Origin of the sequence: Streptomyces sp. NPDC051105 (assembly GCF_040682795.1) — a bacterium.
Lineage (GTDB): Bacteria > Actinomycetota > Actinomycetes > Streptomycetales > Streptomycetaceae > Streptomyces.
Window position 1 is genome coordinate 214,030 of sequence record NZ_JBFBBR010000009.1, and the last position, 22,618, is coordinate 236,647.

Here is a 22,618-nt window from a genome sequence, read left to right on the forward strand (position 1 = left end):
AGTCTCCCTCTCCTCCTTCGCCGCCCTCTGCCTCCTGCTGCACGCCCCGATGGCCGATCTGCTGGTCTACCGGGCCGAGGGCGAGGCCGTGGCCCACGGCAGTGACCTGTACGGCTTCACGGTCACCGAGTGGCGGCTGCCGGCGACGTACCCGCCCTTCGCGGCGGTCCTGTTCGTCCCGACGACCTGGATCCCCGTCCCGGCTCTCAAGGCGGCGTTCCTCGCGGGCAACGCGCTCCTGCTCGCCTGTCTCGTCGCCCTCTCCGCCCGCCTGGCCGGCCGCACGGCACCCCTCCCCGTGCTGTGCACGGCCACCGCCCTGACCCTCTGGCTGGAGCCGGTCTTCCAGACCCTGCTCTTCGGCCAGATCAACCTGGCGATCACCTGCCTGGTCCTCTGGGACCTCACCCGCCCGCCCGGTGCCCGCGCCAAGGGCCTGGCCCTGGGCATCGCGGCGGGCGTCAAACTCACCCCGGCGATCTTCATCGCCTACCTGTTGCTCACCGCACGCAGAAAGGAGGCAGGCGTCGCGACGGCGTCCTTCGCCGGTACGGCACTGCTCGGCGCCCTGTTCCTTCCCACGGCGACCATGGACTTCTGGACGCGGCGCCTGTTCGAGACCGGCCGGGTCGGCAAGGCCTGGATCGTCGACAACCAGTCGCTCCAGGGCCTGATCGCAAGGGCGACGGGCGCGGAGGCACCGGGCCTGGCCTGGTCGCTCCCGGCGGCCGTGCTCGCGGCGACGGGCCTGTGGCTTGCGACCCGGGCCCACCGCGCCCACCGCGCCGACCGCGCCGACCGCGCCGACCGCACGCACCGTACCGACCGCACGCACCGTGCCGACGGCGACCGCTGGGGCATCCTGCTCACCGCGTTCACGGCCCTGCTGGTCAGCCCGATCAGCTGGTCCCATCACTGGGTGTGGTGCGTCCCGCTGCTGGCGGTGCTCCTGGCGGAAACCCGCACGGCTCTCGCCCTCACCACCGCCGCCCTCTTCACCGCCCGCACGATGTGGCTGCTGCCGCACCAGGGCGACCGGGACCTGCACCTCCCTTGGTGGCAGCAGCCGTTCGCCGCGCCGTACCCCCTGCTGGGGCTGGCGTTGCTGGCGGGCGCGGCCGTAGCCCTACGACCGCGCAGCCATGCCCTGCCAGAAACTCAGCCCTCCGCGCCCTCGGCACTCTCCGTGCCCTCGGCGAGGAGCTCGTCCGCGTCCACGATGCGGTAGGCATAGCCCTGCTCCGCCAGGAACCGCTGCCGGTGCGCGGCGAAGTCCTGGTCGATCGTGTCGCGGGCGACGACGGAGTAGAAGTGGGCCTGGTGGCCGTCGGCCTTGGGGCGGAGCACCCGGCCGAGGCGCTGTGCCTCCTCCTGGCGGGAGCCGAAGGTGCCCGACACCTGGATGGCGACCGTCGCCTCCGGCAGGTCGATGGAGAAGTTGGCGACCTTCGACACCACCAGCACGCTGATCTCGCCCTGGCGGAAGGCTTCGAAGAGCTTCTCGCGCTGGGCGTTGGAGGTCTCGCCCTTGATGACGGGGGCGTCCAGGTGCTCGCCCAACTCGTCGAGCTGGTCGATGTACTGGCCGATGACGAGGATCTGCTGGCCCGCGAAGCGGCGCACGATCGCCTCCGTGACCTTCCGCTTGGTCGCGGTGGTCGCACAGAAGCGGTACTTCTCCTCGGTCTCGGCGGTGGCGTAGGCGAGCCGCTCCGAGTCCGTGAGGTTCACCCGCACCTCGACACAGTCGGCGGGCGCGATATAGCCCTGCGCCTCGATCTCCTTCCACGGGGCGTCGAAGCGCTTGGGCCCGATGAGAGAGAACACGTCCGATTCCCGGCCGTCCTCGCGTACGAGGGTGGCCGTCAGCCCCAGCCGCCGGCGCGCCTGCAGATCGGCGGTGAACTTGAAGACAGGAGCCGGCAGCAGATGGACCTCGTCGTACACGATCAGACCCCAGTCCCGGGAGTCGAAGAGTTCGAGGTGCGGGTAGACGCCCTTCCGCTTGGTCGTCAGCACCTGGTACGTGGCGATCGTGACGGGCCGGATCTCCTTCCGGGTCCCGCTGTACTCCCCGATCTCCTCCTCGGTGAGACTCGTCCGCTTCACCAGCTCGTGCTTCCACTGCCGTGCCGAGACGGTGTTGGTGACGAGGATCAGGGTGGTCGACTTGGCCTGTGCCATGGACCCGGCACCGACCAGCGTTTTGCCCGCCCCGCAGGGCAGCACGACGACGCCGCTCCCGCCGTGCCAGAAGTTCTCCACGGCCTGCTTCTGGTACGGCCGCAGCGCCCAGCCGTCCTCGGCGAGCTCGATCGGGTGCGCCTCGCCGTCCACGTATCCGGCGAGGTCCTCGGCGGGCCAGCCGAGCTTGAGCAGCGTCTGCTTGATCTGCCCGCGCTCGGAGGGGTGCACGGCCACGGTGTCGGGGTCGATCCGGGCGCCGACCAGCGGGATGATCCGCTTGGAACGCAGGATCTCCTCCAGGACGGGCCGGTCGGTGCTGGTGAGCACCAGCCCGTGCGCCGGGTGCTTGGAGAGCGTCAGCCGGCCGTAGCGGTCCATCGTCTCGGCGATGTCGACCAGCAGCGCGTGCGGCACCGGGTAGCGGCTGTACTCCACCAGCGCGTCGACGACCTGCTCGGCGTCGTGCCCGGCCGCCCGCGCGTTCCACAGCCCCAGCGGGGTCACCCGGTAGGTGTGGATGTGCTCCGGTGCCCGCTCCAGCTCGGCGAAGGGCGCGATGGCCCGACGGCAGTCGTCGGCCCGCTCGTGGTCGACTTCCAGGAGCAGCGTTTTGTCGGACTGGACGATCAACGGACCATTCACGCGCGGCACCCTTTCCCTTTCGGCCCATGTGGCCATCGCCATGGCGGCCATCGTCATGGGCCAAAGTTCCAGTGTGCCTCATGGGCGAGCGATCACCTTCGCCGATCGACGCGACGCACTCCGTCCCTGCCCGGCTTGGGGGTGTCTGATCGTCCCGTGCAACCTTGAGCCCGTTTCGGGTGTCATGTCCCGGGGGAGCCGCGCACGGCGTGTGGCTCGGGGAGGAGGGGCGGGGTGACGTCCGTACGTATCTGGGGGGTAGGCGCCGGGGCGGTGGCGGTGCTGGTGGGGACGGCGGTGTGGGCGCAGGAGTCCGCCGGTGTGGACGCCGGTCTGTGGGCCGAGGTGCGCCCCGTGATAGAGGCCCGGCTCGTGGCACAGGCCGCCGGCACCGGGGCCGGGGAGAGCGAGCCCGCTCTCCGTTCGCGGTGGTTCTGCCGGGCGGAGGCCCTGGACATGGTGGAGAGCGGGGGCAGGGTGCGGGCCGGGATCAACACCCTGTGCCTGGAGTACGGCGAGCGCGGCGGAGCCCTGGTGGAGTGCGGCGGCGCGCAGATACCGCAGGTGGTCCGGCTGGAGCGGGACTCGGCACACGGCGGCTACCGCGTCCTGTCCGAGGAGGAGCCGCCGGACGGCGAGGGCTACGGCGCGTGGACGGCGAGCCACTTCAGCCGCTACGCCGAGTCCCGCCTCGACGAGGAGATGGAGTCCACCGGGCTGGAGACCGTGGCCCGCACCCACTTCGCCCTGCCGGCGGACGCGCCGGTGCGCTACTGCTGAGCGCTTCGCGGTGAGCGCCGTGACGGGCCGTCGTTCGGCCGCGGCGCCGTCGTGGCCTGTCGCGCCCCGCTGCGGAGCCGTCTGGTGACGCGGCCTCGCGCCGCTACTCCTCCGCGAGTTCCGCCACCCCCGTCACGCGGTGCAGGGGGTAGGTGCGTACCTCGTCGGCCGTGTGGTCGTACGCCGTGACGAAGCCGCCCTCGACGCGGATCGGGGCGATGACGCGCTGGCTGGCGGTGCCCTCGGCGTTGACGTAGCCGATCCACAGGGTGCCGCCGGTGAGGACGGCCGCCTGCATGGTGGCGAGGGTCTCGGCGGGGGTGGTGCGCGGGAGTTCGCCGCCCTGGACGGCGGTGCCGGCGGGCTTGCGCGGGGTGGTGGCGGCCAGGTCGCCGGCGCGGACCGCCCGGATCGCGGCGGCCAGGAGGGTGCCGTCCGGCGGCGGCGGACCGTCCGGGACCGGCTCGGGGGCCGTGCGCGGCGGGGTGCGGTGGGCGTGCGCACGGGTGATCAGGACATCGCCCTCGGCGGACTCGGCGGCGGGCGCGTAGCCCATCGCGCGCAGGCCCTCCAGGAGGCCGGCCGGGTCGGCCTGGGTGGCGAGCACGGTCGGGGCCAGGCGGCGCAGGCGCAGGGCGGCGGCCCGCTTGTCGGCCATGATCTCGTTCAGGACGGTGTCGTCGTCGCAGCGGACGTACGCCGAGGCCGCCCCCACCCGCAGATGGCCGTGCTTGCGGGCCACGTCGTCGATCAGGTAGGCGAGCGGCTGCGGGACCGGTGTGCGGGAGTGGGTGGTGAGGAAGGCGTGCAGGTCGGTGGCGGTACGGCCGGCGTCCAGGGCGCGGCGGACCGAGGCGGGCGTGAAGCGGTAGACGGTGGCGCCGCCCTTGGACTCGACGTCGGCGAGCACGCCCAGCGCGTCGGCGAGCGGGCGCTGCAGCGGGCCGGGAGCGACCGCCGTCAGGTCGGCCTGGAGCAGGACGTGGTCGAGGGGCTCGGGCAGCAGCGGGGCGAGGAGACGGCCGGCGGCCGCGGCGGCGACGGCCTGCTCGGGTGGGGAGAGGGGTTCGAGGACGGCGGCGGGACGGTGGTGGTGCACGGGGAGCTTGTCGCCGGGCCCGGCGGTCTCCAGCTCCTTTTCCACCGTGGGCTCCACCAAGGGCTCCACCGGTGGCGCCCCGAGGAGCGCCCTGCCGTGCGCCGACAGTGCCCCGCGTCCCGTCACGCCCAGCAGCTCGGCCTCCGACAGGGTCCAGCGGGCCAGACGGGCGCGCAGGTCGTCGTCCCTCTGCTGGGGGCCGCGCAGCGGGCGTTCCCAGCGCAGCCGGGCCAGCACCGAGGCGGTGACCGGGGCGGTGCCCTCCGGGAGCCCGGCCAGCAGGGACAGCACCCGGTGCCGTACCTCGGGCGCGGCCGAGCGGTCGAGGCCGGGGCCGAGCGCCGACAGCGCGCGGTCCTTGGCGTCCCGGCCGCCGACCAGGCCGGAGGCGCGGGTCGCGGTGAGCCAGGCCTGGGCGAGCTGGGCCCAGCGTTCGGCCGGCGGGCGGTCCAGCCACTCGTCGTAGGCGGGGGTGGCCGCGTAGCGTTCGTCGGCCTCGCCGTCGGAGGCGAGCAGTCCGGCCGCGTACGCCAGCTCGACCCAGAAGGCCGCGATGGGCTCGGGCAGGTCCAGGGCCACGGCTGTCCGCTTGAGGTCCCGGACGCTGAGGCCGCCGGCCCGCAGCACGGTGGGCCCGCCCTCGTCCCAGTCCTTCAGCAGCTCCTCGACGGTGGCGAGCGCGGTGTACGCCTGCCCGGCCGCCGTCGCGTCCACCACCTGTGGACGGTGCGTCGCCGTCGGCTCGACCGCGGGCGGCACGGGCTCCGGCTCGCGGTGCGCCCGGCCCTCGCGCAGGTGCAGGGCGACCTCGCGGGGGAGGACGACCGTGCCCGGCGCGGTCGGCAGCAGCAGGCCGCGGTCGAGGAGCCAGCGCAGATGGGCGGCCGGTTCCGGGGTGACCTGGCCGTACGGCGGTCCCCAGACCAGCCGGGCCAGGACCTCGCGGGACTCGGCGGGCGCGGCGGCGAGCAGCTTCGCCATCTTCTTGCGGTGACCGAACAGCCGGCCGAGCGCGTCCGCCGCGGACACCGAGTCATGGGTCGAGGGCAGCCCGGCGGTGGTGACGATCTCCTGGATCCGGCCCGGCGACATGCCCGAGGTGGCCTCCCGCACGGTCGGGCCCAGCCCGGTCGGCGAGGGGTACTGCGGGGATGGGGCGAGCACCTCGCGGGCGGTCCGCACCAGCCGCAGCCGGTCGTCGTCGCCCCACACCAGGGCCTGGTCGCGGAGGGTGGTGACGGCGCGCGGCAGGGCGGCGGCGACCGACGGGTCCCCGCCGTCGCCGGCCATCAGGCCCAGCAGTTCCCCGTACGACGCCGGGTCGCCGGCCACCGCGAGGGCCTCGGCGGTCTGCAGGGCGAAGCGGTCCAGGCGTTCCAGGGCGCGCAGCACCGAGGCACGGGTGCCGGCCCGGGTGGCCAGCTGGGTGAGATCGCTGGGGACGGGGGTGATGAGGTCGGGGCGGGCGCGCAGCAGTACGGCCAGGGAGGCGTCGTCCCTGGCGCGAAGCGCCTCCGCGAGGGAACGCGGCGGGGTGGCCGGGTTGCTCATCCGACCCACGGTAGCGGGTGCGGGGCGGGGACCGGGATCACCTGTCCCCGGCCTCTTCTGTGGATTGGGCGACCACTGGGCGAAGCGAACGTTTCGCAGACGTCCCGCACGGCACTTCGTGCCATGCGTCGTCGGCACCGGCCCGGCCACCGGCCCGTTCCGGGTGCCGGCGGGCGACCGGGCCGTGGGGGTCGACCTGGGCCCGAGCCGCCTCGCGGTGGTGTCCGGCGGCACGAAGACCGACTCCGGCGAACCACCCGCCGGCACGGGTACGGCAACCGCCCCTGCTGGGAGACGCGTTACCCGCTGGTGTGCCGCCCGACCTGAACCGTGACCTGCGCTACCGTCGTTCCGACGGGTTATTCAACGCAGCGGCCCCGGAGGGGACTTCGTGGGTATCGAGAGTGATCAGGTCGTCTACGAGTATCTGAGCCGTGTCGGGGACATCGCGCACCAGCGCCAGTTGTCGTCGGCCGACCGTATGCGGCTGGTCTCGGGGCTGCGCAACGAGATCGACCGGCGCCGGGCGAAGGCGACCGTCGACAGTCCCGCCGCCGTGCGGCGCATCCTGGACCGGCTGGGCTCGCCCGACGAGGTCGTCGAGGCGGCGGGGGGTACGACGGAGACCGCGCCGCCACCGCCGTCGGCCGCGGTTCCCGCCCAGCGGGAGGCCGGGGCGTCCGCCGGGGGCGAGGACCTGCGCCGCGTCGTACCGCGTCCGCGGCCCGCCGAGCCGGAAGACGGTCCGATGCCGCCCGACTGGTGGCGGGTGGACAGCAGCCCGTTCGGGGACGGCGACAGCGTGCCGGGGTTCGTGGGCGGTGTGGAGATCCCGGAACTGCTCAGGAAGCCGCGGCCGCGCAAGGAAGCGGAGCCGGAGGAGGCCGCCGGGGAGCCGGTGGAGGCGGCCGGGCCGGCCCCGAAGGCCGAGGCGGTCGAAGCCGTGCCGCCCGCCCGCCGTCGCCTGCGCGTGGTCCCCCGGCCCGCGGTCGGCTGGAGCAACCCCCTGCTGCTGCTCGCCGCCGCCGCGCTGGTCGTGGGCGCCGTGCTCGGAAACTGGTTCGCGCTGCTCCTCGGCTGGCTCATCGCCTACGGCTCCCGGCGGCTCACCCCCACGGAGACCAAGCTGGCCGTGATGTGGGTACCGGGACTGTCCGTCGCGGCCGGAGTGGTCTGGCTGTGGGGCCGCACCGCCGGCCGCTGGGGCGCCCCGATAGCCCAGGGCCACATGAGCGACGCGGTGGGCGAGACCTGGCCATGGGTGGTCCGGGGGGCGGCGGTGGCATCGGCGCTCTATCTGGTGTGGCGGTCGCAGAGAGCGCGGTAGGGGGGCGCCGGGTTCCGGTTGTCGTCCGGCCGCGGGTGCGTGGGGGCTTGTCGCGCAGTTCCCCGCGCCCCTTGATGGGGGACCAGCGGACCCACCTTCTTGGGGGCGCGGGGCTGTGCCCGATATGCGGCTCCGCCGCGTGGGCGCGAACGACCCCCACCGGCCCGCGGCCGACTGACAACCGGAACCCGGCGCCTTCGGCGCCACCGGCACAATGGCCCATATGACTTCACGCGCCCTCACCGTCGGCTTCGACCTCGACATGACCCTCATCGACTCCCGGCCCGGGATCCACGCCTGCTACACGGCCCTGGCCGAGCGCACGGGGACCTATATCGACGCCGATCTCGCGATCACGCGGCTGGGGCCGCCGCTCGCCGACGAGTTGGTGCACTGGTTCCCGGCCGAGCGGGTCGCGGAGATGAGCGATCTGTACCGGGCCATGTATCCGGAGATCGCGATCGCCGCGACGCCCGCCATGCCGGGCGCGCGGGAGGCGGTCGCGGCGGTGCGGGGTGCGGGGGGCAAGGCCGTCGTGGTCACCGCGAAGTACGAGCCCAACGCGAAGCTGCATCTCAGCCATCTCGGCATAGTCCCCGACGCGGTGGTCGGCGACCTGTGGGCCGAGCAGAAGGCCGTCGCGCTGCGCGAGCACGCCGCGGGTGTGTACGTCGGCGACCACGTGGGCGACGTGCGCGGGGCACGTACCGCCGGAGCGCTGTCCGTCGCCGTGGCCACCGGGCCGTGCGACGCGGACGAACTGCTCGCGGCGGGCGCCGACGTGGTTCTCGGGGACCTCACCGAACTCCCGGCCTGGCTGTCGGCCTACCGCGAGGCCGCCTCCCGGGCCTGACGGCGCCCGGCCGCGATCGACTGGAGCACTCCGGCGCCGGCGACCAGGAAGCCGACGCCCATGAGCATGCTCAGCACGTACATGTAGGTCGGAAAAGGCTTCGCACCGAGGAACAGCGGTATCACGGTGACGAGAGTGGCCACCGTACCGATGAAGAAGAGCACGGCACCGGCGCGGATCAGTCGGTCACCGGGCCCGGCGGAATTCGCTTGGGTTTTGTCACGCACTCGACCAGGGTAGTTCCCTGCCCGAAGGAACAACCGGGCGACGTCTTGTCACGCGCCCGAAGACCATTAGCCTTGGTACCGGCGGGTCATGGTCGACCCGCCCGAGTGCTATCAAGGCCCGTTCCAGAGCTGTTGCATTCAGAAGTTTCCCGAGCAGTTTCCGACGAGATACGAGGACGAGGACAGACGTGCCTACCGGCAAGGTCAAGTGGTTCAACAGCGAGAAGGGCTTCGGCTTTCTCTCCCGCGACGACGGCGGTGACGTCTTCGTCCATTCCTCGGTTCTCCCCGACGGGGTCGACGCACTCAAGCCCGGACAGCGCGTGGAGTTCGGTGTCGTCGCCGGTCAACGCGGTGACCAGGCACTCTCGGTGGTCCTGCTCGACCCCACCCCGTCGGTCGCCGCCGCCCAGCGCAAGAAGCCGGACGAACTGGCCTCGATCGTGCAGGACCTGACGACCCTGCTCGAAAACATCACGCCGATGCTGGAGCGCGGCCGTTACCCCGACAAGGCGGCCGGCGCGAAGATCGCCGGGCTGCTGCGCGCGGTCGCGGACCAGCTTGACGTGTAAGCGTGTAAGAGGCAGCCAAGTCGCGTAAGCGGGCAAGTCCCGTAAGTGCTTTTACGGGAAATCGAGTGCGTGCGGACCGAGGGGCGGCACGAGTCCCTCGGCCGCCGCGCGGGTGAGCAGTCCGCGTACCGCCGCGTAGCCGTCCTCGCCGAGTTCCGAGGTGAACTCGTTGACGTAGAGCCCGATGTGCTGGTCGGCGACGGCCGGGTCCATCTCCTGGGCGTGCGCCATGACGTACGGCCGGGAGGCCTCGGGGTCGTCCCAGGCCGCGTGGACGGACGTACGGATCGACTCGGCGAGCCGCGTGAGCGCCTCCGCGCCCAGCGAGCGCTTGGCGATGATCGCGCCGAGCGGGATGGGCAGGCCGGTCGTGTTCTCCCAGTGCTCGCCCATGTCGGCGAGCTTGTGCAGCCCGTAGTTCTGGTAGGTGAAACGCGCCTCGTGGATCACCAGACCCGCGTCGACCTTCCCGTCCCGTACGGCCGGCATGATCTCGTGGAAGGGCATGACCACGATCTCGCCCACACCACCGGGGAGCGTGTCCGCCGCCCAGAGGCGGAACAGCAGGTACGCCGTCGACCGCTCGCTCGGTACGGCGACCGTCCGGCCCGAAAGGTCCGTCCCGCCCTCCCTCGTCAGCACCAGCGGTCCGCAGCCCCGCCCCAGCGCGCCGCCGCAGGGCAGCAGCGCGTACTCGTCGAGGACGTACGGCAGCACGGCGTACGACACCTTCAGCGCGTCGGACTCGCCGCGCTCGGCCATGCCGTTGGTGATGTCGATGTCCGCGAAGGTCACGTCGAGGGCGGGTGCGCCCGGGACGCGGCCATGGGCGAGGGCGTCGAAGACGAAGGTGTCGTTCGGGCAGGGCGAGTACGCGATCTGCAGGGACTCACTGGTCATGGGGGTCATGAGGGTTCCAACTCTCCAAAGCGGGCGCGAGCTTCCCGAAGGCCTCGGTCAGGGCGGCCAGGGCGTCCGCGATGCGCCAGGCGGCGCGGTCGCGGGGGCCGACGGGGTTGGAGACCGCGCGTATCTCCAGCACGGGCACGCCGTGCGCGGCGGCCGCCTCGGCCACGCCGGAGCCTTCCATGGCCTCGGCCAGGGCGTGCGGGTGCCGGGCGCGCAGTTCGGCCGCGCGGGCGGCCGAGCCGGTCACGGTGGACACGGTGAGTACCGCTCCCGGGCGTGCTCCGGTCGCCTTGGCGGTGACTCGTACGAGTGGATCCGGTGGACGGTGGCTGACGGTCCCGAATCCCAGTTCGGTCACCGGCACGAACCCGTCGGCCGTCTCGGCGCCCAGGTCCGCCGCGATGATCTCGTCGGCGACCACCAGGGAGCCCACGGGGGCCGCCGGCCGGAAACCGCCGGCGATCCCGGCGCAGACGACCAGGGCGTAGGGCCGGCCGTCGAGGGCGGCGGCGGTGAGGGCGGTCGCGGTGCCCGCGGCGGCCAGGGCGGGGCCGACTCCGGCGGCCAGCAGGTCGTACTCCGCGCGTCCCGCGCGGGTGCGGTGCAGCAGGGCCGAGCCGGGCAGCCGTACCTCGGCCGTCCCGTCCGTGAACGCACCTGCCACCGCGTCCCGTTCGGCCGGGACCGCGGTGGCCACGAGGATGCGTACGGCGGACGTGGTCAGGCGTCCTTCTTGAGCTTGAAGGACCACAGGCCCAGCACCGACTTGTCGCCCTCCTTGATGGAGACGAGGGTCGAGTTGCCGGAGGCGCCGTACTGGGCGTTGAAGAACACGCTGCCCGGGATGGTGCGGTAGGTCTTGGTGCTGGACTCGGTGAGCGCCTGACCGTTCAACAGGATCGTCCAGCCGTTGTCCGCGATCTTCGGGTCGACACCGAAGCGGACTTTGTCGTCCGGGTCCACCTTGATGGACTTGATCCCGGTGTCCTTCAGGCAGTCGGCGAGGGAGGCCGTGCTGAGGGCCTTGCCGTCGTTGTAACAGGTGGCCTCGGAGTTGACCGAGCTGGTACCGACGGTGATCGTGGCGACGGGGGTCGGCTTGTCGCAGGCCGACAGGACGAGCAGTCCGGCGGAAACGGCGCCGGCGGCGGCGACGACGCGGCGGCGTCGCGAGCGGGATTGCAGCGTGGTCATGGCCGAAGGCTATCGGGACCTCCCGGCCCGCCCCCCAAGCGGGGTGCGGCGTGCCCGGTTCGTTACGCCAGGTGCGTTTCTCAGGCCACCCTCGTCCGGGTACGGGTGCCGTGCCGGGCCGAGCCGAGCAGGCCGCGCAGGGTGGCCAGCCAGCCTGCCGCCACGATCACGGCGGCCACCACCAGGCCCAGGGTGCCGTTCAGCGGCATCACGATGCCCACCGCGCCGCCGAACACCCAGGCCATCTGCAGCAGCGTCTCCGAGCGCGCGAACGCCGAGGTGCGTACCTGCTCCGGCACGTCCCGCTGGATCAGCGCGTCCAGGCACAGCTTGGCCAGCGCCTGCGCGAACCCGGCCACCGAGGCCAGCATGGCCACCAGGAAGGCGCCGAAGAACAGGGCCGCGACGATCGCCGTCCCCAGCACCACGGCGACCACCGTCACGATGATGATCTCCGGCGTCCGGGAGCGCAGCCAGGCCCCCACCGCCGTACCGAGCGCGTTGCCCGCGCCCGCCGCGACACCCACTATCCCCAGCGACACCGCCGCGCTCTCGCCGGTCAGCGGGTGCTCGCGGAGCAGGAACGCCAGGAAGAAGATCAGGAAGCCGGAGAGACAGCGCAGGGCCGCGTTCGCGCCGAGCGCGTGCGTGACGGCGGGCCCCACCGTCCGCAGTCCCGGCCGCTTCGCCCCTTTGCGGAGCGGGCCGTGCAGATGCTCCTCGTCGGCGGCGAGCAGCGCCACGTCCTCGCCCTTGGCCGAGTCGACCTTCGCGGGGAGGGTGAAGGAGAGGAACGTCCCGGCAACGAAGATCACGAAGGCGCCGTAGAGCGGCCAGGGGTCGCCGATGGCGTGCAGCCCGGCCCCGATCGGGGCGGCCACGCCGGTGGCGAGCAGCCCGGCGAGGGTGACGCGTGAGTTGGCCTTCACGAGGGAGAACCGGGGCGGCAGCAGCCGGGGCACGACGGCACTGCGCACCACGCCGTACGCCTTCGACGCGACCAGCACCCCGAGCGCGGCCGGATACAGCTCCAGGCTGCCGCTGGCCACCGCCCCCGAGATGATCAGCGCGAGCAGCGCCCGGGCGAGCATCGCGCCGGCCATCGCGGCGCGGCGGCCGTGCGGAAGGCGGTCGAGGAGGGGACCGATGACCGGGGCGAGGACGGTGAAGGGCGCCATGGTGATGGCCAGATAGAGCGCCACCCGCCCCCGGGCCTCGTCGGTCGGCACGGAGAAGAACACGGTGGAGGCCAGCGCGACGGTGATCATGACATCGCCCGCGCCGTTGACCGCGTGCAGTTCGATCAGCTTGCCCAGGCCGGACTCACCGGCGCCGTGCGCGTGCGTGGCCTTGCGGATACCTCGGGCGGTACCGGTCACCGGGAAGTGCAGGGCACGCCCGACGGAGCGGACGGCACCGCGCACCCGGCCCGCACCGCTACCGACCCCGACGGTGTGTTGGGCGGACTTCGCGGTTGCCACGTCGTTCATAGTGCCCTGAGACGACAGTTCCTAGTGCACTTTGTGACCAAGCGAGTCGGAGGGCCCGCGCCTGGACCGGGCTGAGGAGCGCCCCTTCAGGGGTGCGGGGCTGTACCGATTTGCGGCTCCGCCGCGTGGGCGCGCTCAGCCCCCGCTCACCCGCACCGGCCGACGGACCTGACCCGGCACGCCCCGCCGCCTCCGGCCCCCGCCGCCGCGCAGGCATCGCGGCGGACTGTCCCCCACTACCGGCGACGGGGTAGCGTGCCTATCTCAGCCATAAAGCACAATGGATGGCAGAGGTGCGCCCGAGAGCGATCGGACGCGGACGTCGATGCGGCCCACAGGTCCGCTCCGTCCGCCCCACCGCCGGAGGCAGCCGCACTCGTGAGACGGCGTAGGAGAGAAGCGATACCTGTGAGCGCAGCGACAACGCGAAGCCGCACCCCCGACCGTCTGTGCGCCGAGGCGGTCGACCTCGCCCGGACCGCCGCCGAGGAGGCCGCCGCACCCGGAGTGGTGGGCGAGCACGCCGGAACGGTGGCGGAGGGCGACCGCGTCGTCACGCACTACTTCGAGTGCAAGGAACTCGGGTACCGCGGCTGGCGCTGGGCGGTGACGGTGGCCCGCGCCTCCCGCGCCAAGGTCGTCACGCTGGACGAGGTCGTCCTCCTGCCCGGCTCCGACGCCCTCCTCGCCCCCGAGTGGGTGCCCTGGAGCGAGCGGCTGCGCCCCGGCGACATGGGCCCCGGCGACCTGCTCCCCACCGAGGCCGAGGACCTCCGTCTGGAGCCCGGCTACACCGGCGAGGACGGACCGGAGCCGAACTCCCCGGTCTCGGCGGAGATGGAGGAGCTGGCCGAGGCGGAGGACGCCGAGGTCACCGCGGGCACGCCCGCGCACCTGCCCACCGTCCCCTCCCGGGGCACGATCGCGTCGGTCGCCGAGGAACTGGGCATGCGCCGCGCCCGCGTCCTGTCCCGCTACGGACTGCACATCGCCGCCGACCGCTGGGAGGAGTCGTTCGGCGCCAAGACCCCGATGGCCCAGGCGGCCCCCGCGACGTGCGTCAGCTGCGGCTTCCTCACCCCCATCGGCGGCTCCCTGGGCCAGGCCTTCGGGGTCTGCGCCAACGAGTTCTCCCCGGCCGACGGCCGGGTCGTCTCCTTCGCCTACGGCTGCGGCGGCCACTCGGAGGCCGCGGTCATGCCGAAGCCGCCGGTGGTGGCACCCCCGGTGATCGACGAGACCCGCGTCGACCCCTTCCCGCTCCGTCCCGCCCCCGACTCCGGCTCGGTACCGGCGACGGAGGACGAGACGTCGGCGGAACTGGGTCACTCGTAGCGAGGCGGCCCGGCCGCCGGGATCGTCCGATCGTGGTGACGTCCCAGCCGTGGACGAAGTCCTTCCGGGTCGCATGGGGCGGTCCGGCCGGGGCCGAGTGGATTCCGGCGGGGACGGCGCCGGTGCCGGCGCGGGGGTCGAGAACCCCGTGGACGGGGGCGCCGATCAGCGGACAGTCACGCGGGTTGGTGCCCCAGCCGCTCTCAGGGTCCGACGTGGCGCCCACCCCGATCGCGGCGACGAGCCCGATTCAGCCGCCCGGGTACGCCAGGGCGATCCGGCCGGCCAACGGGCCGGGGTCCGGGCGTGCGCCTGTCGGCTGACGGGGTCGGGCGGGTGGGGGGACCCCGGGCGCGCGGTACCTTCGTCCTCACGTCGACGAGGAGAGAAAACGTGAGCAAGTTCGTGCGGCCGGCCGCCGAGGGCGCCGACCCCTTCGGCACCGCCCGCCTGCGCCGCGGTGTCCTCGACGCCTGGGCCACCAGCCCCGCCCGGTTCCGTGAGGACGCCAACGCCGAGGAGGACCTGGTCCTCGGTGGCTACCGGGACCGGCTCGTCGTGGAGCTCGCCCAGAACGCCGCCGACGCGGCAGCCCGCGCCGGTGTCCCCGGCCGGTTCCGGCTCACCCTCCGCGACGGCGTCCTGTTCGCCGCCAACACCGGCGCCCCGCTGGACGCGGCCGGTGTCGAGTCCCTCTCCACCTTGCGCGCCTCAGCGAAGCGGGAGGAGACCGAGAGTGCCGTCGGGCGGTTCGGGGTCGGCTTCGCCGCCGTGCTGGCCGTCACCGACGAGCCGGCGGTCGTGGGGCGGCACGGCGGGGTGCGGTGGTCGCTCGCCGAGGGCCGGGAACTGGCCGAGGAGACCGCCCGGCAGAGCGGCGGGCTCGGCGACGAGATCCGTCGCCGGGACGGCCATGTGCCGCTGCTCCGGCTCCCGTTCGCCGCCGAGGGCACCGCCCCGGACCCGTACGACACGGTCGTGATCCTGCCGCTCAGGGACATCGCGGCCACCGATCTCGCCGAGCGTCTCCTCGCCGCCGTCGACGACGCCCTCCTGCTCGCCCTGCCGGGGCTGGAAGAGGTCGTGATCGAGACCGGCGACACCGTGCGCACCCTGCGCCGCGGCACCGACGGCGAACTCACCCTCGTAGCCGACTCCCAGGAGGGTACGACCCGCTGGCGTACCGTCTCCGCGCACGGCTCGCTCACCCCGGAGCTGCTCACCGGCCGCCCGGTGGAGGAGCGGCTGCGTCCGCACTGGTCGCTGACCTGGGCCGTGCCCACGGACGGCGCGGGTGCTCCGGACCGTCCGCGCACCGCCGCCGTGCTGCACGCGCCCACCCCCAGCGACGAGCCCCTCGGCGTCCCCGCCCTCCTCATCGCGTCCTTCCCCCTCGACACCACCCGCCGGCACGCCGCCCCCGGCCCGCTCACCGACTTCCTGGTGCAGCGCGCGGCCGACGCGTACGCCGAACTCCTCGCCGGCTGGCGGCCGGTGGGGGAGGGGATCATCCATCTGGTGCCCGGCCCGCTCGGCAAGGGCGAGCTGGACGGCGCGCTCCGCCAGGCGATCCTGGAGCGGCTGCCGCGCACCGCGTTCCTGCCGCCCGCCGTCGAGGCCGGCGACGACAGCGAGCTTCCCGAGGCGCTGCGGCCGCGGGACGCCGAGATCGTGGAGGGGGCGGGCGCGGAGACGGTCCGGGTCCTCGCGGAGGTGCTCCCCACGCTTCTGCCCGCCGGTCTCGAACGCCGGGTGGAACTGCGGACGTTGGCCGTCAGCCGCCTCCCGCTCGCCGACGCCGTCGACCGCCTGGCCGGGCTCGAGAAGGACCCGGACTGGTGGTGGCGGCTCTACGACAGCCTCGCGGGCGTCGACCCGGAACGGCTGTCCGGGCTCCCCGTTCCGCTTGCCGACGGGCGGACCGCCATCGGCCCGCGCCAGATCCTCCTCCCCACCCCGGACGCGGCCATCGACCCCGAGGTCCTGGCCCGGCTCGGCCTCAAGGTCGCCCACCAGGACGCCGCCCACCCCCTCCTGGAGAAGCTCGGCGCGCTGCCCGCGACCCCGCGCGCGGTCCTCACCACCCCGCAGGTACGGGCCGCCGTGGCCGCCTCCCTGGACGACGAGGGAGGCGTGAACTGGGAGGAGGACACCCCGGACGCCGAGGAGCTGGCGGACACGGTCCTGGCCCTGGTCCGGGAGGCCGGCCTGGAACCCGGCGACGAGCCCTGGCTGGGCGCCCTCGCGCTGCCCGACGAGGACGGCGAGCCGGCCCCCGCCGGTGAACTCGTCCTGCCCGGCAGCCCCTTCGCCCGGGTGATCAGGGAGGGCGAACTCGCCGCCGTGGACGCCGAGCTGGCGCGGAAGTGGGGCGAACAGCCGTTGGCCGCCTGCGGGGTGCTCGCGAACTTCGCCCTCGTCCGTGCCACCGACGTCGTCCTGGACCCGGACGAACTGGAGCCCCGCGAAGGGGACTTCGCGGAACCTGATGACGCCGGCCTCCTGGACGCCGTCGACGTCTGGTGCGAGGACATCCTCGACCGCTTCCCGGACACACCCGTGCCCCCGGTCGCCACCGAGCTGGTCGCCGTCCGCGACCTCGACCTCGTCGACGAGGACCACTGGCCCGAGGCCCTCGCCCTGCTCGCCCGGCCGCCGCTGCGGGACGCCCTCACCCAGCCGGTCCGCATCCTGCTGCCGGACGGCACCCACGAGGTCGTACGGCCGTACACGGCGTGGTGGCTGCGCGGTCACCCGGTGCTCGACGGCCGCCGCCCCGCCGGTCTGCTGGCCTCCGGCGGCGACCCGCTGCTGCGCGGCCTCTACGAGGAGGCCGACGCGACCGGCTTCGAGGACGAGCAGGTGCTGCGGGCGCTGGGGGTCCGGACCTCGGTCGCCGCCCTCCTCGACGAGCCGGGCGGCGCCGCCGAACTCCTGGACCGCCTGGCCGACCCGGACCGCTCCGTCACCGGTGCCCAACTGCACGCCCTCTACGGCGCGCTGGCGGACCTGGACCCCGACCGGGTGACCCTCCCCGACGAGTTGCGGGCGGTGATCGACGGCCGGGTGGAGGTGGTGGACGCGGCGGACGCGGTGGTCGTCGACTCCCCGGACCTGCTGCCGTTCACGGCAGGCGTCCCGCTGCTCCCGGTACGGCCCGCACGCGCCGCCGAACTGGCCGAACTGTTCCAGGTGCGGCGGCTGAGCGAGTCGGTGACGGGGTCGGTCGACTCGGAGGGCACCGAACACGACGTCCCCGAGCCGGTGCACGTCCTGCTCGGCCCGCGCACCCCGGAGACCTACGTCGAACACGAGGAGCTGCTGGTCGACGGCGTCGAGATCGACTGGCGGCTGACCGGGGACGGCGTCCTGCACGCCGCCACCCTGGAGGGCGTCGCCGCCGGACTCGCCTGGGCGGCCGGCCAGTGGCCGCGCCGCTTCGAGGTGGCCGCCCTGCTGGAGGATCCGTCCCGCACGGAGGAGCTGGCCCGGGACCGCTGGTTCGACTGAGGGCCGGGTCAGACCGGTCAGTCCGCCACCGGCACCTTCCGGGCTGGTGTGAGCACGTGGCCGACGGCCTGAGCGGCCGTCGGAAGGAAACTCTCACACGACTTTTGATTTATCGCACAACCTTTCCCCTGCCCTGTGGATCTGATCGGGCGAGTCAACAGACTCCCCGGTCACTTCCATGCAGGGAAACCCATGCGCATACGCGCCACTACGGTCGCCGTCTCCGGCGTCCTGGCACTCTCCGCCCTCGCCGTGCCCGCCGCACAGGCCGCCGGCGGTTCTTCCTACAGCCCCTCCGGCCTGGCGAAGCTCGCCCAGGAGCACCAGGGCACCGCCGGCCGGTCGGCGTACACCGCCTCGACCGCGGCCGACGCGGGCGACCCCTACGCGCTGGACCTGTCCTTCTCCAACGTCCAGGTCAACAAGGGCAAGCCGATCGTCGCGGGCACCACCACCCACGGGACGTTCCCGGTCACCTACACGGTGACGCACGGCGCCGACGTCGACATCCACGCGGACGACTTCCTGATGGACGTCGAGATCTACCGCGGCGACATCGCGGAGCCGACGAACGAGCTGTTCGGCGTCGACTGGCCGTCCTGCACGGACACCTCGACGACCACCGCCAGCTGCAAGGGCACCATCGACGTCTACGCGGACGAGGAGCTCACCAACTCCGACGCCACCACCTGGAAGGCGTTCGGCTTCGCGATCGCCCTCAACGGGCAGGACCCGACCGGTGACGACTGGAGCAAGATCGGCTACGCCGAGCAGGACAACCTGGCCACCACCAAGCTCCAGCGCCTGTCGAAGCTGACGGTGAACGCCGCCCCGGAGCCGGTGCAGAAGGGCAAGACCGTCACGGTCACCGGCAAGCTGTCCCGCGCCAACTGGGACGACGGCCAGTACCACGGTTACGCCGGCCAGTCCGTGCGGCTGCAGTTCCGCAAGAAGAACTCCAGCACCTACACGAACGTCAAGGGCATCAAGTCGTCCTCGACCGGCACGCTCAAGACGACCACCACGGCGACGGTGGACGGCTACTACCGCTTCTCCTTCGTGGGCACCTCCACGACCCCGGCGGTCAACGCGACGGGCGACTACGTCGACGTGAAGTAATCCCATGGGGACGTAATCCGGTCGCAAAGGAATCAAAATCTGATCGGATTACGTCTCACTCGTACAACCAGCCCCACCCCTCGTGGATCTGATCACCTGAGTCAACAGACTCCCTAGATCACTTGGGCCTCGCGCCCACCCTTCTCCACTTGGGGAACTCATGCGCATTCGTGCCACTGTGGCCGCCGTCTCCGGCGCCCTGGCCCTCTCCGCGTTCGTCGCTCCGGCCGCGCACGCCGCCGGCAGCACCACGCTGGACGTCACCTTCTCCAGCGTGAAGGTCAACGGCGGCAAGGCCGTTGTCGTGCCCGCCACGGGCTCCGTGAAGTTCTCGATCACCTACACGGTGACCCACGCCGCCAGCCTGAAGAGCAGCGACTTCGCCACCATCCCGGTCATCTACCACGGCTCCGACATCGAGTCGTCCGAGTACGGTGTCGCCCCCTCCGACCTGGGGACCTGCACGGACACCTCCTCGACCGTCGAGAGCTGCAAGGCCACCCTCAGCGCCAGCCACGACGACGTGGTCAACAGCATCGCCGGCACCTGGCAGGCGGGCGCCGTCGCCTTCGACAAGGACGGCAACCCCGCCGCCTTCGGTGACAACCTGGGCAAGGTCTCGGTCCAGCGCCTGTCCAAGCTGACGGTCAACGCCACCCCCGAGCCGGTGAAGAAGGGCAAGACCATCACGGTCACCGGCTCCCTGACCCGCGCCAACTGGGACGCGGCCAAGTACTCCGGCTACGCCAGCCAGTCGGTCAAGCTCCAGTTCCGCAAGAAGGGCTCCAGCACCTACACCACGCTGAAGACCATCAAGTCCTCCTCCACGGGCGCCCTGAAGACCACGACCACCGCGACGGTGGACGGCTACTACCGCTACTCCTTCGCGGGCACCTCCACGACCCCGGCGGTCAGCGCCACGGGCGACTACGTCGACGTGCAGTAGCGCCTTGCCGCAGACATGAGACCGGGGGCCGCCTGTCATGGCGGCCCCCGGACTCACGTGAGGGTCGTTCCTGACGCTGCCGCTCACACCGGGAACCGCCGTTCCACCCACCTCCAGAGCACCTCCAGCACCGCCGACGCCACCACGGCCACGCCGACCGCGGTCCACGGCATCACCGTCCCCACCAGCTTCAGCGCGAAGAAGCTCTGCAGCGCCGGTACCGCGAGGACGAACACGAACGCGACGCCCATCGAGACCACCAGGGCGACCCGCCACCAGGTGTACGGGCGGGCGATGATCGCCAGGACCCACATCGAGATCAGGAACAGGGTGAGGGTCGCGGCGCTGGTCTCGGCGTCCAGGGAGCCCGGTCCCGTGTAGTAGTGGCGGGCGAGCAGGTACGTCACGAAGGTCGCGGCACCGGCCAGCACGCCGCCCGGGATCGAGTAGCGCATCACGCGGCGGACGAAGTGCGGTCTGGCCCGTTCCTTGTTGGGGGCGAGGGCCAGGAAGAAGGCCGGGATGCCGATGGTGAGGGTGGACAGCAAAGTCAGGTGCCGGGGCAGGAAGGGGTATTCGACCTGCCAGCAGACCACGAGCACCGCGAGCAGGACCGAGTAGACCGTCTTGACCAGGAACAGGGTGGCGACCCGGGTGATGTTGCCGATCACCCGGCGCCCCTCGGCCACCACCGAGGGCAGCGTGGCGAAGCTGTTGTTGAGGAGGACGATCTGCGCGACCGCCCGGGTGGCCTCGGATCCCGAGCCCATCGAGACACCGATGTCGGCGTTCTTCAGGGCGAGTACGTCGTTCACGCCGTCCCCGGTCATCGCGACCGTGTGCCCGCGTGACTGCAGCGCCCCCACCATGTCCCGCTTCTGCTGCGGGGTGACCCGGCCGAAGACGGTGCCCTCGTCCAGGGCCTCGGCCATCTCGCCGGGCTCCGCGGGCAGCCGGCGGGCGTCCACCGTCGTCCCGCCCAGGCCGAGCTTCGCGGCCACCGCACCGACCGACACCGCGTTGTCGCCGGAGATCACCTTCGCCCGGACCTCCTGGTCGGCGAAGTAGCGGAGCGTGTCGGCGGCGTCCGAGCGCAGCCGCTGCTCCAGGACCACCAGGGCGGTGGGGCGGGCCCCCTCGGCCACCTTCGCGTGGTCGAGGTCCCGGGTGGCGCGGGCCAGCAGCAGCACCCGCAGGCCCTGCTCGTTGAGGCGTACGGTTTCGGCCAACGCCGGGTTGCCGTCGGCGAGCAGCACGTCCGGCGCCCCCAGCAGCCAGGTGCTCAGCTCCCCGTCGCCCTCGCTGAAGGTGGCCCCGCTGTACTTGCGGGCGGAGGAGAAGGGCAGCGACTCCACGCACCGCCAGTCCTCGCTGTCGGGATAGGAGTCGATGATCGCCTGGAGAGAGGCGTTCGGGCGCGGGTCCGACTCGCCGAGCGAGCCCAGCACCTTGCGTACGTACGTCTCGTCGGCCCCGTCCAGCGACCGCAGCTCGGTGACGTCCATGCCGCCCTCGGTGAGCGTGCCGGTCTTGTCGAGGCAGACGGTGTCGACGCGGGCGAGGCCCTCGATGGCGGGGAGTTCCTGGACCAGGCACTGCTGGCGGCCCAGCCGGATCACCCCGATCGCGAAGGCGACGGAGGTGAGCAGGACGAGACCCTCGGGGACCATCGGGACGATGCCGCCGACGGTGCGGGCGACGGCGTCCTTGAGGCCGTTGTTCTTGACGACGAGCTGGGTGGCGACCAGGCCGATCGCGGCCGGGACCATCATCCAGGTCACGTACTTGAGGATGGTCGAGATACCGGTGCGCAGCTCTGAGTGGACGAGCGTGAAGCGGGAGGCCTCCTCGGCCAGCTGGGCCGCGTAGGCCTCCCGGCCGACCCTCGTGGCCGCGAACGCGCCGCCGCCGGCCACCACGAAACTCCCCGACATCACCTGGTCGCCGCGGTGTTTGACCACCGGGTCGGCCTCGCCGGTGAGCAGCGACTCGTCGATCTCCAGGCCGTCGGCCTCGGCACACACCCCGTCCACCACGATCTTGTCGCCGGGGCCGATCTCGATGAGGTCGTCGAGCACGATCTCGCTCGTGCCCACCGCCACCGCGACCCCGTCGCGGCGCACGGTGGGCCGCGCCTCGCCGATCACCGCGAGCGAGTCCAGGGTCTTCTTCGCCCGCCACTCCTGCACGATGCCGATGCCCGTGTTGGCGAGGATCACGAAGCCGAACAGGCTGTCCTGGATCGGCGCCACCACGAGCATGATCACCCACAGCACACCGATGATGGCGTTGAACCGGGTGAAGACGTTCGCGCGCACGATCTCGCCGAACGAGCGGCTGCTGCGCACCGGGACGTCGTTCACCTGGCCACGCGCGATCCGCTCCCCGACCTCGGTGGCGGTCAGCCCGCTCGGCCGGGCCGGGGCCGGCAGCGGGACCGGATGCACAGGGTCGAGTTCCGCGCCGGCGTCGATGTGCGTCATACGTTCGACGGTACGTGCGGATTTGCGCGTTGACCTGCCGAGTGCCCGGAAGATCCGACCAGGGGAGGAGCTGAGTCGTGCCCTGGTTGTAGAGCGGCCCCTACGGCCTCCCCTACAGGGTGCGGGCCGCCGCCGCCCGCTTGATGGCCGCGTCCCGCTTCTTCACGTACCAGACGCCGATCAGCCCGAGACCGCCGCCGGCCAGGCAGGTCCACACCCACCAGGTGTGGCCGTGGTCGGCGTACCAGCCGTAGAAGGGCAGCTGCACCAGGAAGAGGACGAACCAGACGATCGTGCCGCCGACGATGGTCGGGACGACGGGGCCTTCCAGGGGCTCCGGTGCTTCGTGCTTGGGGGTCCACTTCGCCATGGTGCTCAGCTTACGCATCCCCGG

General features: G+C 72.6%; 18 protein-coding genes. 9 read left to right on the top strand and 9 right to left on the bottom strand.

What is annotated here, in order from left to right; genetic code table 11:
• Window positions 1-49: 49 nt before the first annotated feature.
• Window positions 50-1,228, top strand: a complete 1,179-nt coding sequence (locus AB0N16_RS23500; protein WP_365800007.1) for a glycosyltransferase 87 family protein — start codon at window positions 50-52, stop codon at window positions 1,226-1,228.
• On the opposite strand, the gene AB0N16_RS23505 is transcribed toward AB0N16_RS23500, so the two are convergent.
• Entirely contained in the window at window positions 1,159-2,829 is a 1,671-nt protein-coding gene (locus AB0N16_RS23505) for a DNA repair helicase XPB (protein WP_365799663.1), read from the bottom strand. The genes AB0N16_RS23500 and AB0N16_RS23505 overlap by 70 nt on opposite strands.
• Before the next feature lie 234 nt (window positions 2,830-3,063).
• On the opposite strand from AB0N16_RS23505, the gene AB0N16_RS23510 reads away from it, so the two are divergent.
• The gene (locus AB0N16_RS23510) at window positions 3,064-3,609 is read left to right on the top strand and encodes a hypothetical protein (protein WP_365799665.1); all 546 of its coding nucleotides are present in this window, start codon (window positions 3,064-3,066) and stop codon (window positions 3,607-3,609) included.
• A gap of 103 nt (window positions 3,610-3,712) precedes the next feature.
• Here the strand turns inward: AB0N16_RS23510 and AB0N16_RS23515 are convergent, their stop codons facing one another.
• Window positions 3,713-6,259 (bottom strand): helicase-associated domain-containing protein, encoded by a 2,547-nt coding sequence (locus tag AB0N16_RS23515; protein WP_365799667.1) that lies wholly within the window; start codon window positions 6,257-6,259, stop codon window positions 3,713-3,715.
• A 391-nt stretch (window positions 6,260-6,650) separates the two neighbouring features.
• Between AB0N16_RS23515 and AB0N16_RS23520 the strand changes: the two genes are divergently transcribed.
• Window positions 6,651-7,586: a hypothetical protein gene (locus tag AB0N16_RS23520; protein WP_365799669.1), complete on the top strand. Its 936-nt coding sequence runs from the start codon at window positions 6,651-6,653 to the stop codon at window positions 7,584-7,586.
• A gap of 214 nt (window positions 7,587-7,800) precedes the next feature.
• Complete coding sequence (locus tag AB0N16_RS23525; protein WP_365799671.1) at window positions 7,801-8,439, top strand: HAD family hydrolase; 639 nt, start codon at window positions 7,801-7,803, stop codon at window positions 8,437-8,439.
• On the opposite strand, the gene AB0N16_RS23530 is transcribed toward AB0N16_RS23525, so the two are convergent.
• Window positions 8,412-8,666 (bottom strand): hypothetical protein, encoded by a 255-nt coding sequence (locus AB0N16_RS23530; protein WP_365799673.1) that lies wholly within the window; start codon window positions 8,664-8,666, stop codon window positions 8,412-8,414. The two genes, AB0N16_RS23525 and AB0N16_RS23530, sit on opposite strands and share 28 nt — an antisense overlap.
• Before the next feature lie 188 nt (window positions 8,667-8,854).
• Between AB0N16_RS23530 and AB0N16_RS23535 the strand changes: the two genes are divergently transcribed.
• Entirely contained in the window at window positions 8,855-9,238 is a 384-nt protein-coding gene (locus AB0N16_RS23535) for a cold-shock protein (protein ID WP_093501504.1), read from the top strand.
• A gap of 51 nt (window positions 9,239-9,289) precedes the next feature.
• Here AB0N16_RS23535 and AB0N16_RS23540 read toward each other — a convergent pair whose 3' ends face one another.
• The 4 genes from AB0N16_RS23540 to AB0N16_RS23555 all read right to left on the bottom strand — a co-directional run bounded on the left by AB0N16_RS23540 (window position 9,290) and on the right by AB0N16_RS23555 (window position 12,765).
• Window positions 9,290-10,138 carry a 1,4-dihydroxy-6-naphthoate synthase gene (locus tag AB0N16_RS23540; protein ID WP_365799675.1) on the bottom strand — a complete coding sequence of 283 codons (849 nt, stop codon included), beginning with the start codon at window positions 10,136-10,138 and terminating at the stop codon, window positions 9,290-9,292.
• The gene (locus AB0N16_RS23545; protein ID WP_365799677.1) at window positions 10,128-10,898 is read right to left on the bottom strand and encodes a futalosine hydrolase; all 771 of its coding nucleotides are present in this window, start codon (window positions 10,896-10,898) and stop codon (window positions 10,128-10,130) included. Before AB0N16_RS23545 ends, AB0N16_RS23540 begins: the two co-directional genes overlap by 11 nt.
• The gene (locus tag AB0N16_RS23550; protein WP_365799678.1) at window positions 10,868-11,341 is read right to left on the bottom strand and encodes a DUF2771 domain-containing protein; all 474 of its coding nucleotides are present in this window, start codon (window positions 11,339-11,341) and stop codon (window positions 10,868-10,870) included. The genes AB0N16_RS23545 and AB0N16_RS23550 overlap by 31 nt, the downstream gene beginning before the upstream one ends.
• Before the next feature lie 80 nt (window positions 11,342-11,421).
• Window positions 11,422-12,765, bottom strand: coding sequence for an MFS transporter (locus AB0N16_RS23555; protein WP_365800009.1), 1,344 nt, complete (start codon window positions 12,763-12,765; stop codon window positions 11,422-11,424).
• Window positions 12,766-13,239: 474 nt separating this feature from the next.
• Here AB0N16_RS23555 and AB0N16_RS23560 point away from each other — a divergent pair, with 474 nt between their 5' ends.
• From AB0N16_RS23560 to AB0N16_RS23575, 4 genes are all read left to right on the top strand, one after another.
• The gene (locus AB0N16_RS23560) at window positions 13,240-14,166 is read left to right on the top strand and encodes a DUF3027 domain-containing protein (RefSeq protein ID WP_365799680.1); all 927 of its coding nucleotides are present in this window, start codon (window positions 13,240-13,242) and stop codon (window positions 14,164-14,166) included.
• 393 nt (window positions 14,167-14,559) lie between these two features.
• On the top strand, window positions 14,560-17,676 hold the full coding sequence (locus AB0N16_RS23565; RefSeq protein WP_365799682.1) for a molecular chaperone Hsp90: 3,117 nt from the start codon (window positions 14,560-14,562) through the stop codon (window positions 17,674-17,676).
• Window positions 17,677-17,868: 192 nt separating this feature from the next.
• Entirely contained in the window at window positions 17,869-18,795 is a 927-nt protein-coding gene (locus tag AB0N16_RS23570) for a hypothetical protein (RefSeq protein ID WP_365799684.1), read from the top strand.
• A 160-nt stretch (window positions 18,796-18,955) separates the two neighbouring features.
• Window positions 18,956-19,741 carry a hypothetical protein gene (locus AB0N16_RS23575; protein ID WP_365799686.1) on the top strand — a complete coding sequence of 262 codons (786 nt, stop codon included), beginning with the start codon at window positions 18,956-18,958 and terminating at the stop codon, window positions 19,739-19,741.
• Window positions 19,742-19,824: 83 nt separating this feature from the next.
• Here AB0N16_RS23575 and AB0N16_RS23580 read toward each other — a convergent pair whose 3' ends face one another.
• Together AB0N16_RS23580 and AB0N16_RS23585 are read right to left on the bottom strand one after the other, a co-directional pair.
• Window positions 19,825-22,224: an HAD-IC family P-type ATPase gene (locus AB0N16_RS23580; protein WP_365799688.1), complete on the bottom strand. Its 2,400-nt coding sequence runs from the start codon at window positions 22,222-22,224 to the stop codon at window positions 19,825-19,827.
• A 112-nt stretch (window positions 22,225-22,336) separates the two neighbouring features.
• Complete coding sequence (locus AB0N16_RS23585) at window positions 22,337-22,594, bottom strand: DUF2530 domain-containing protein (protein WP_365800011.1); 258 nt, start codon at window positions 22,592-22,594, stop codon at window positions 22,337-22,339.
• Between the last annotated feature and the right edge of the window lie 24 nt (window positions 22,595-22,618).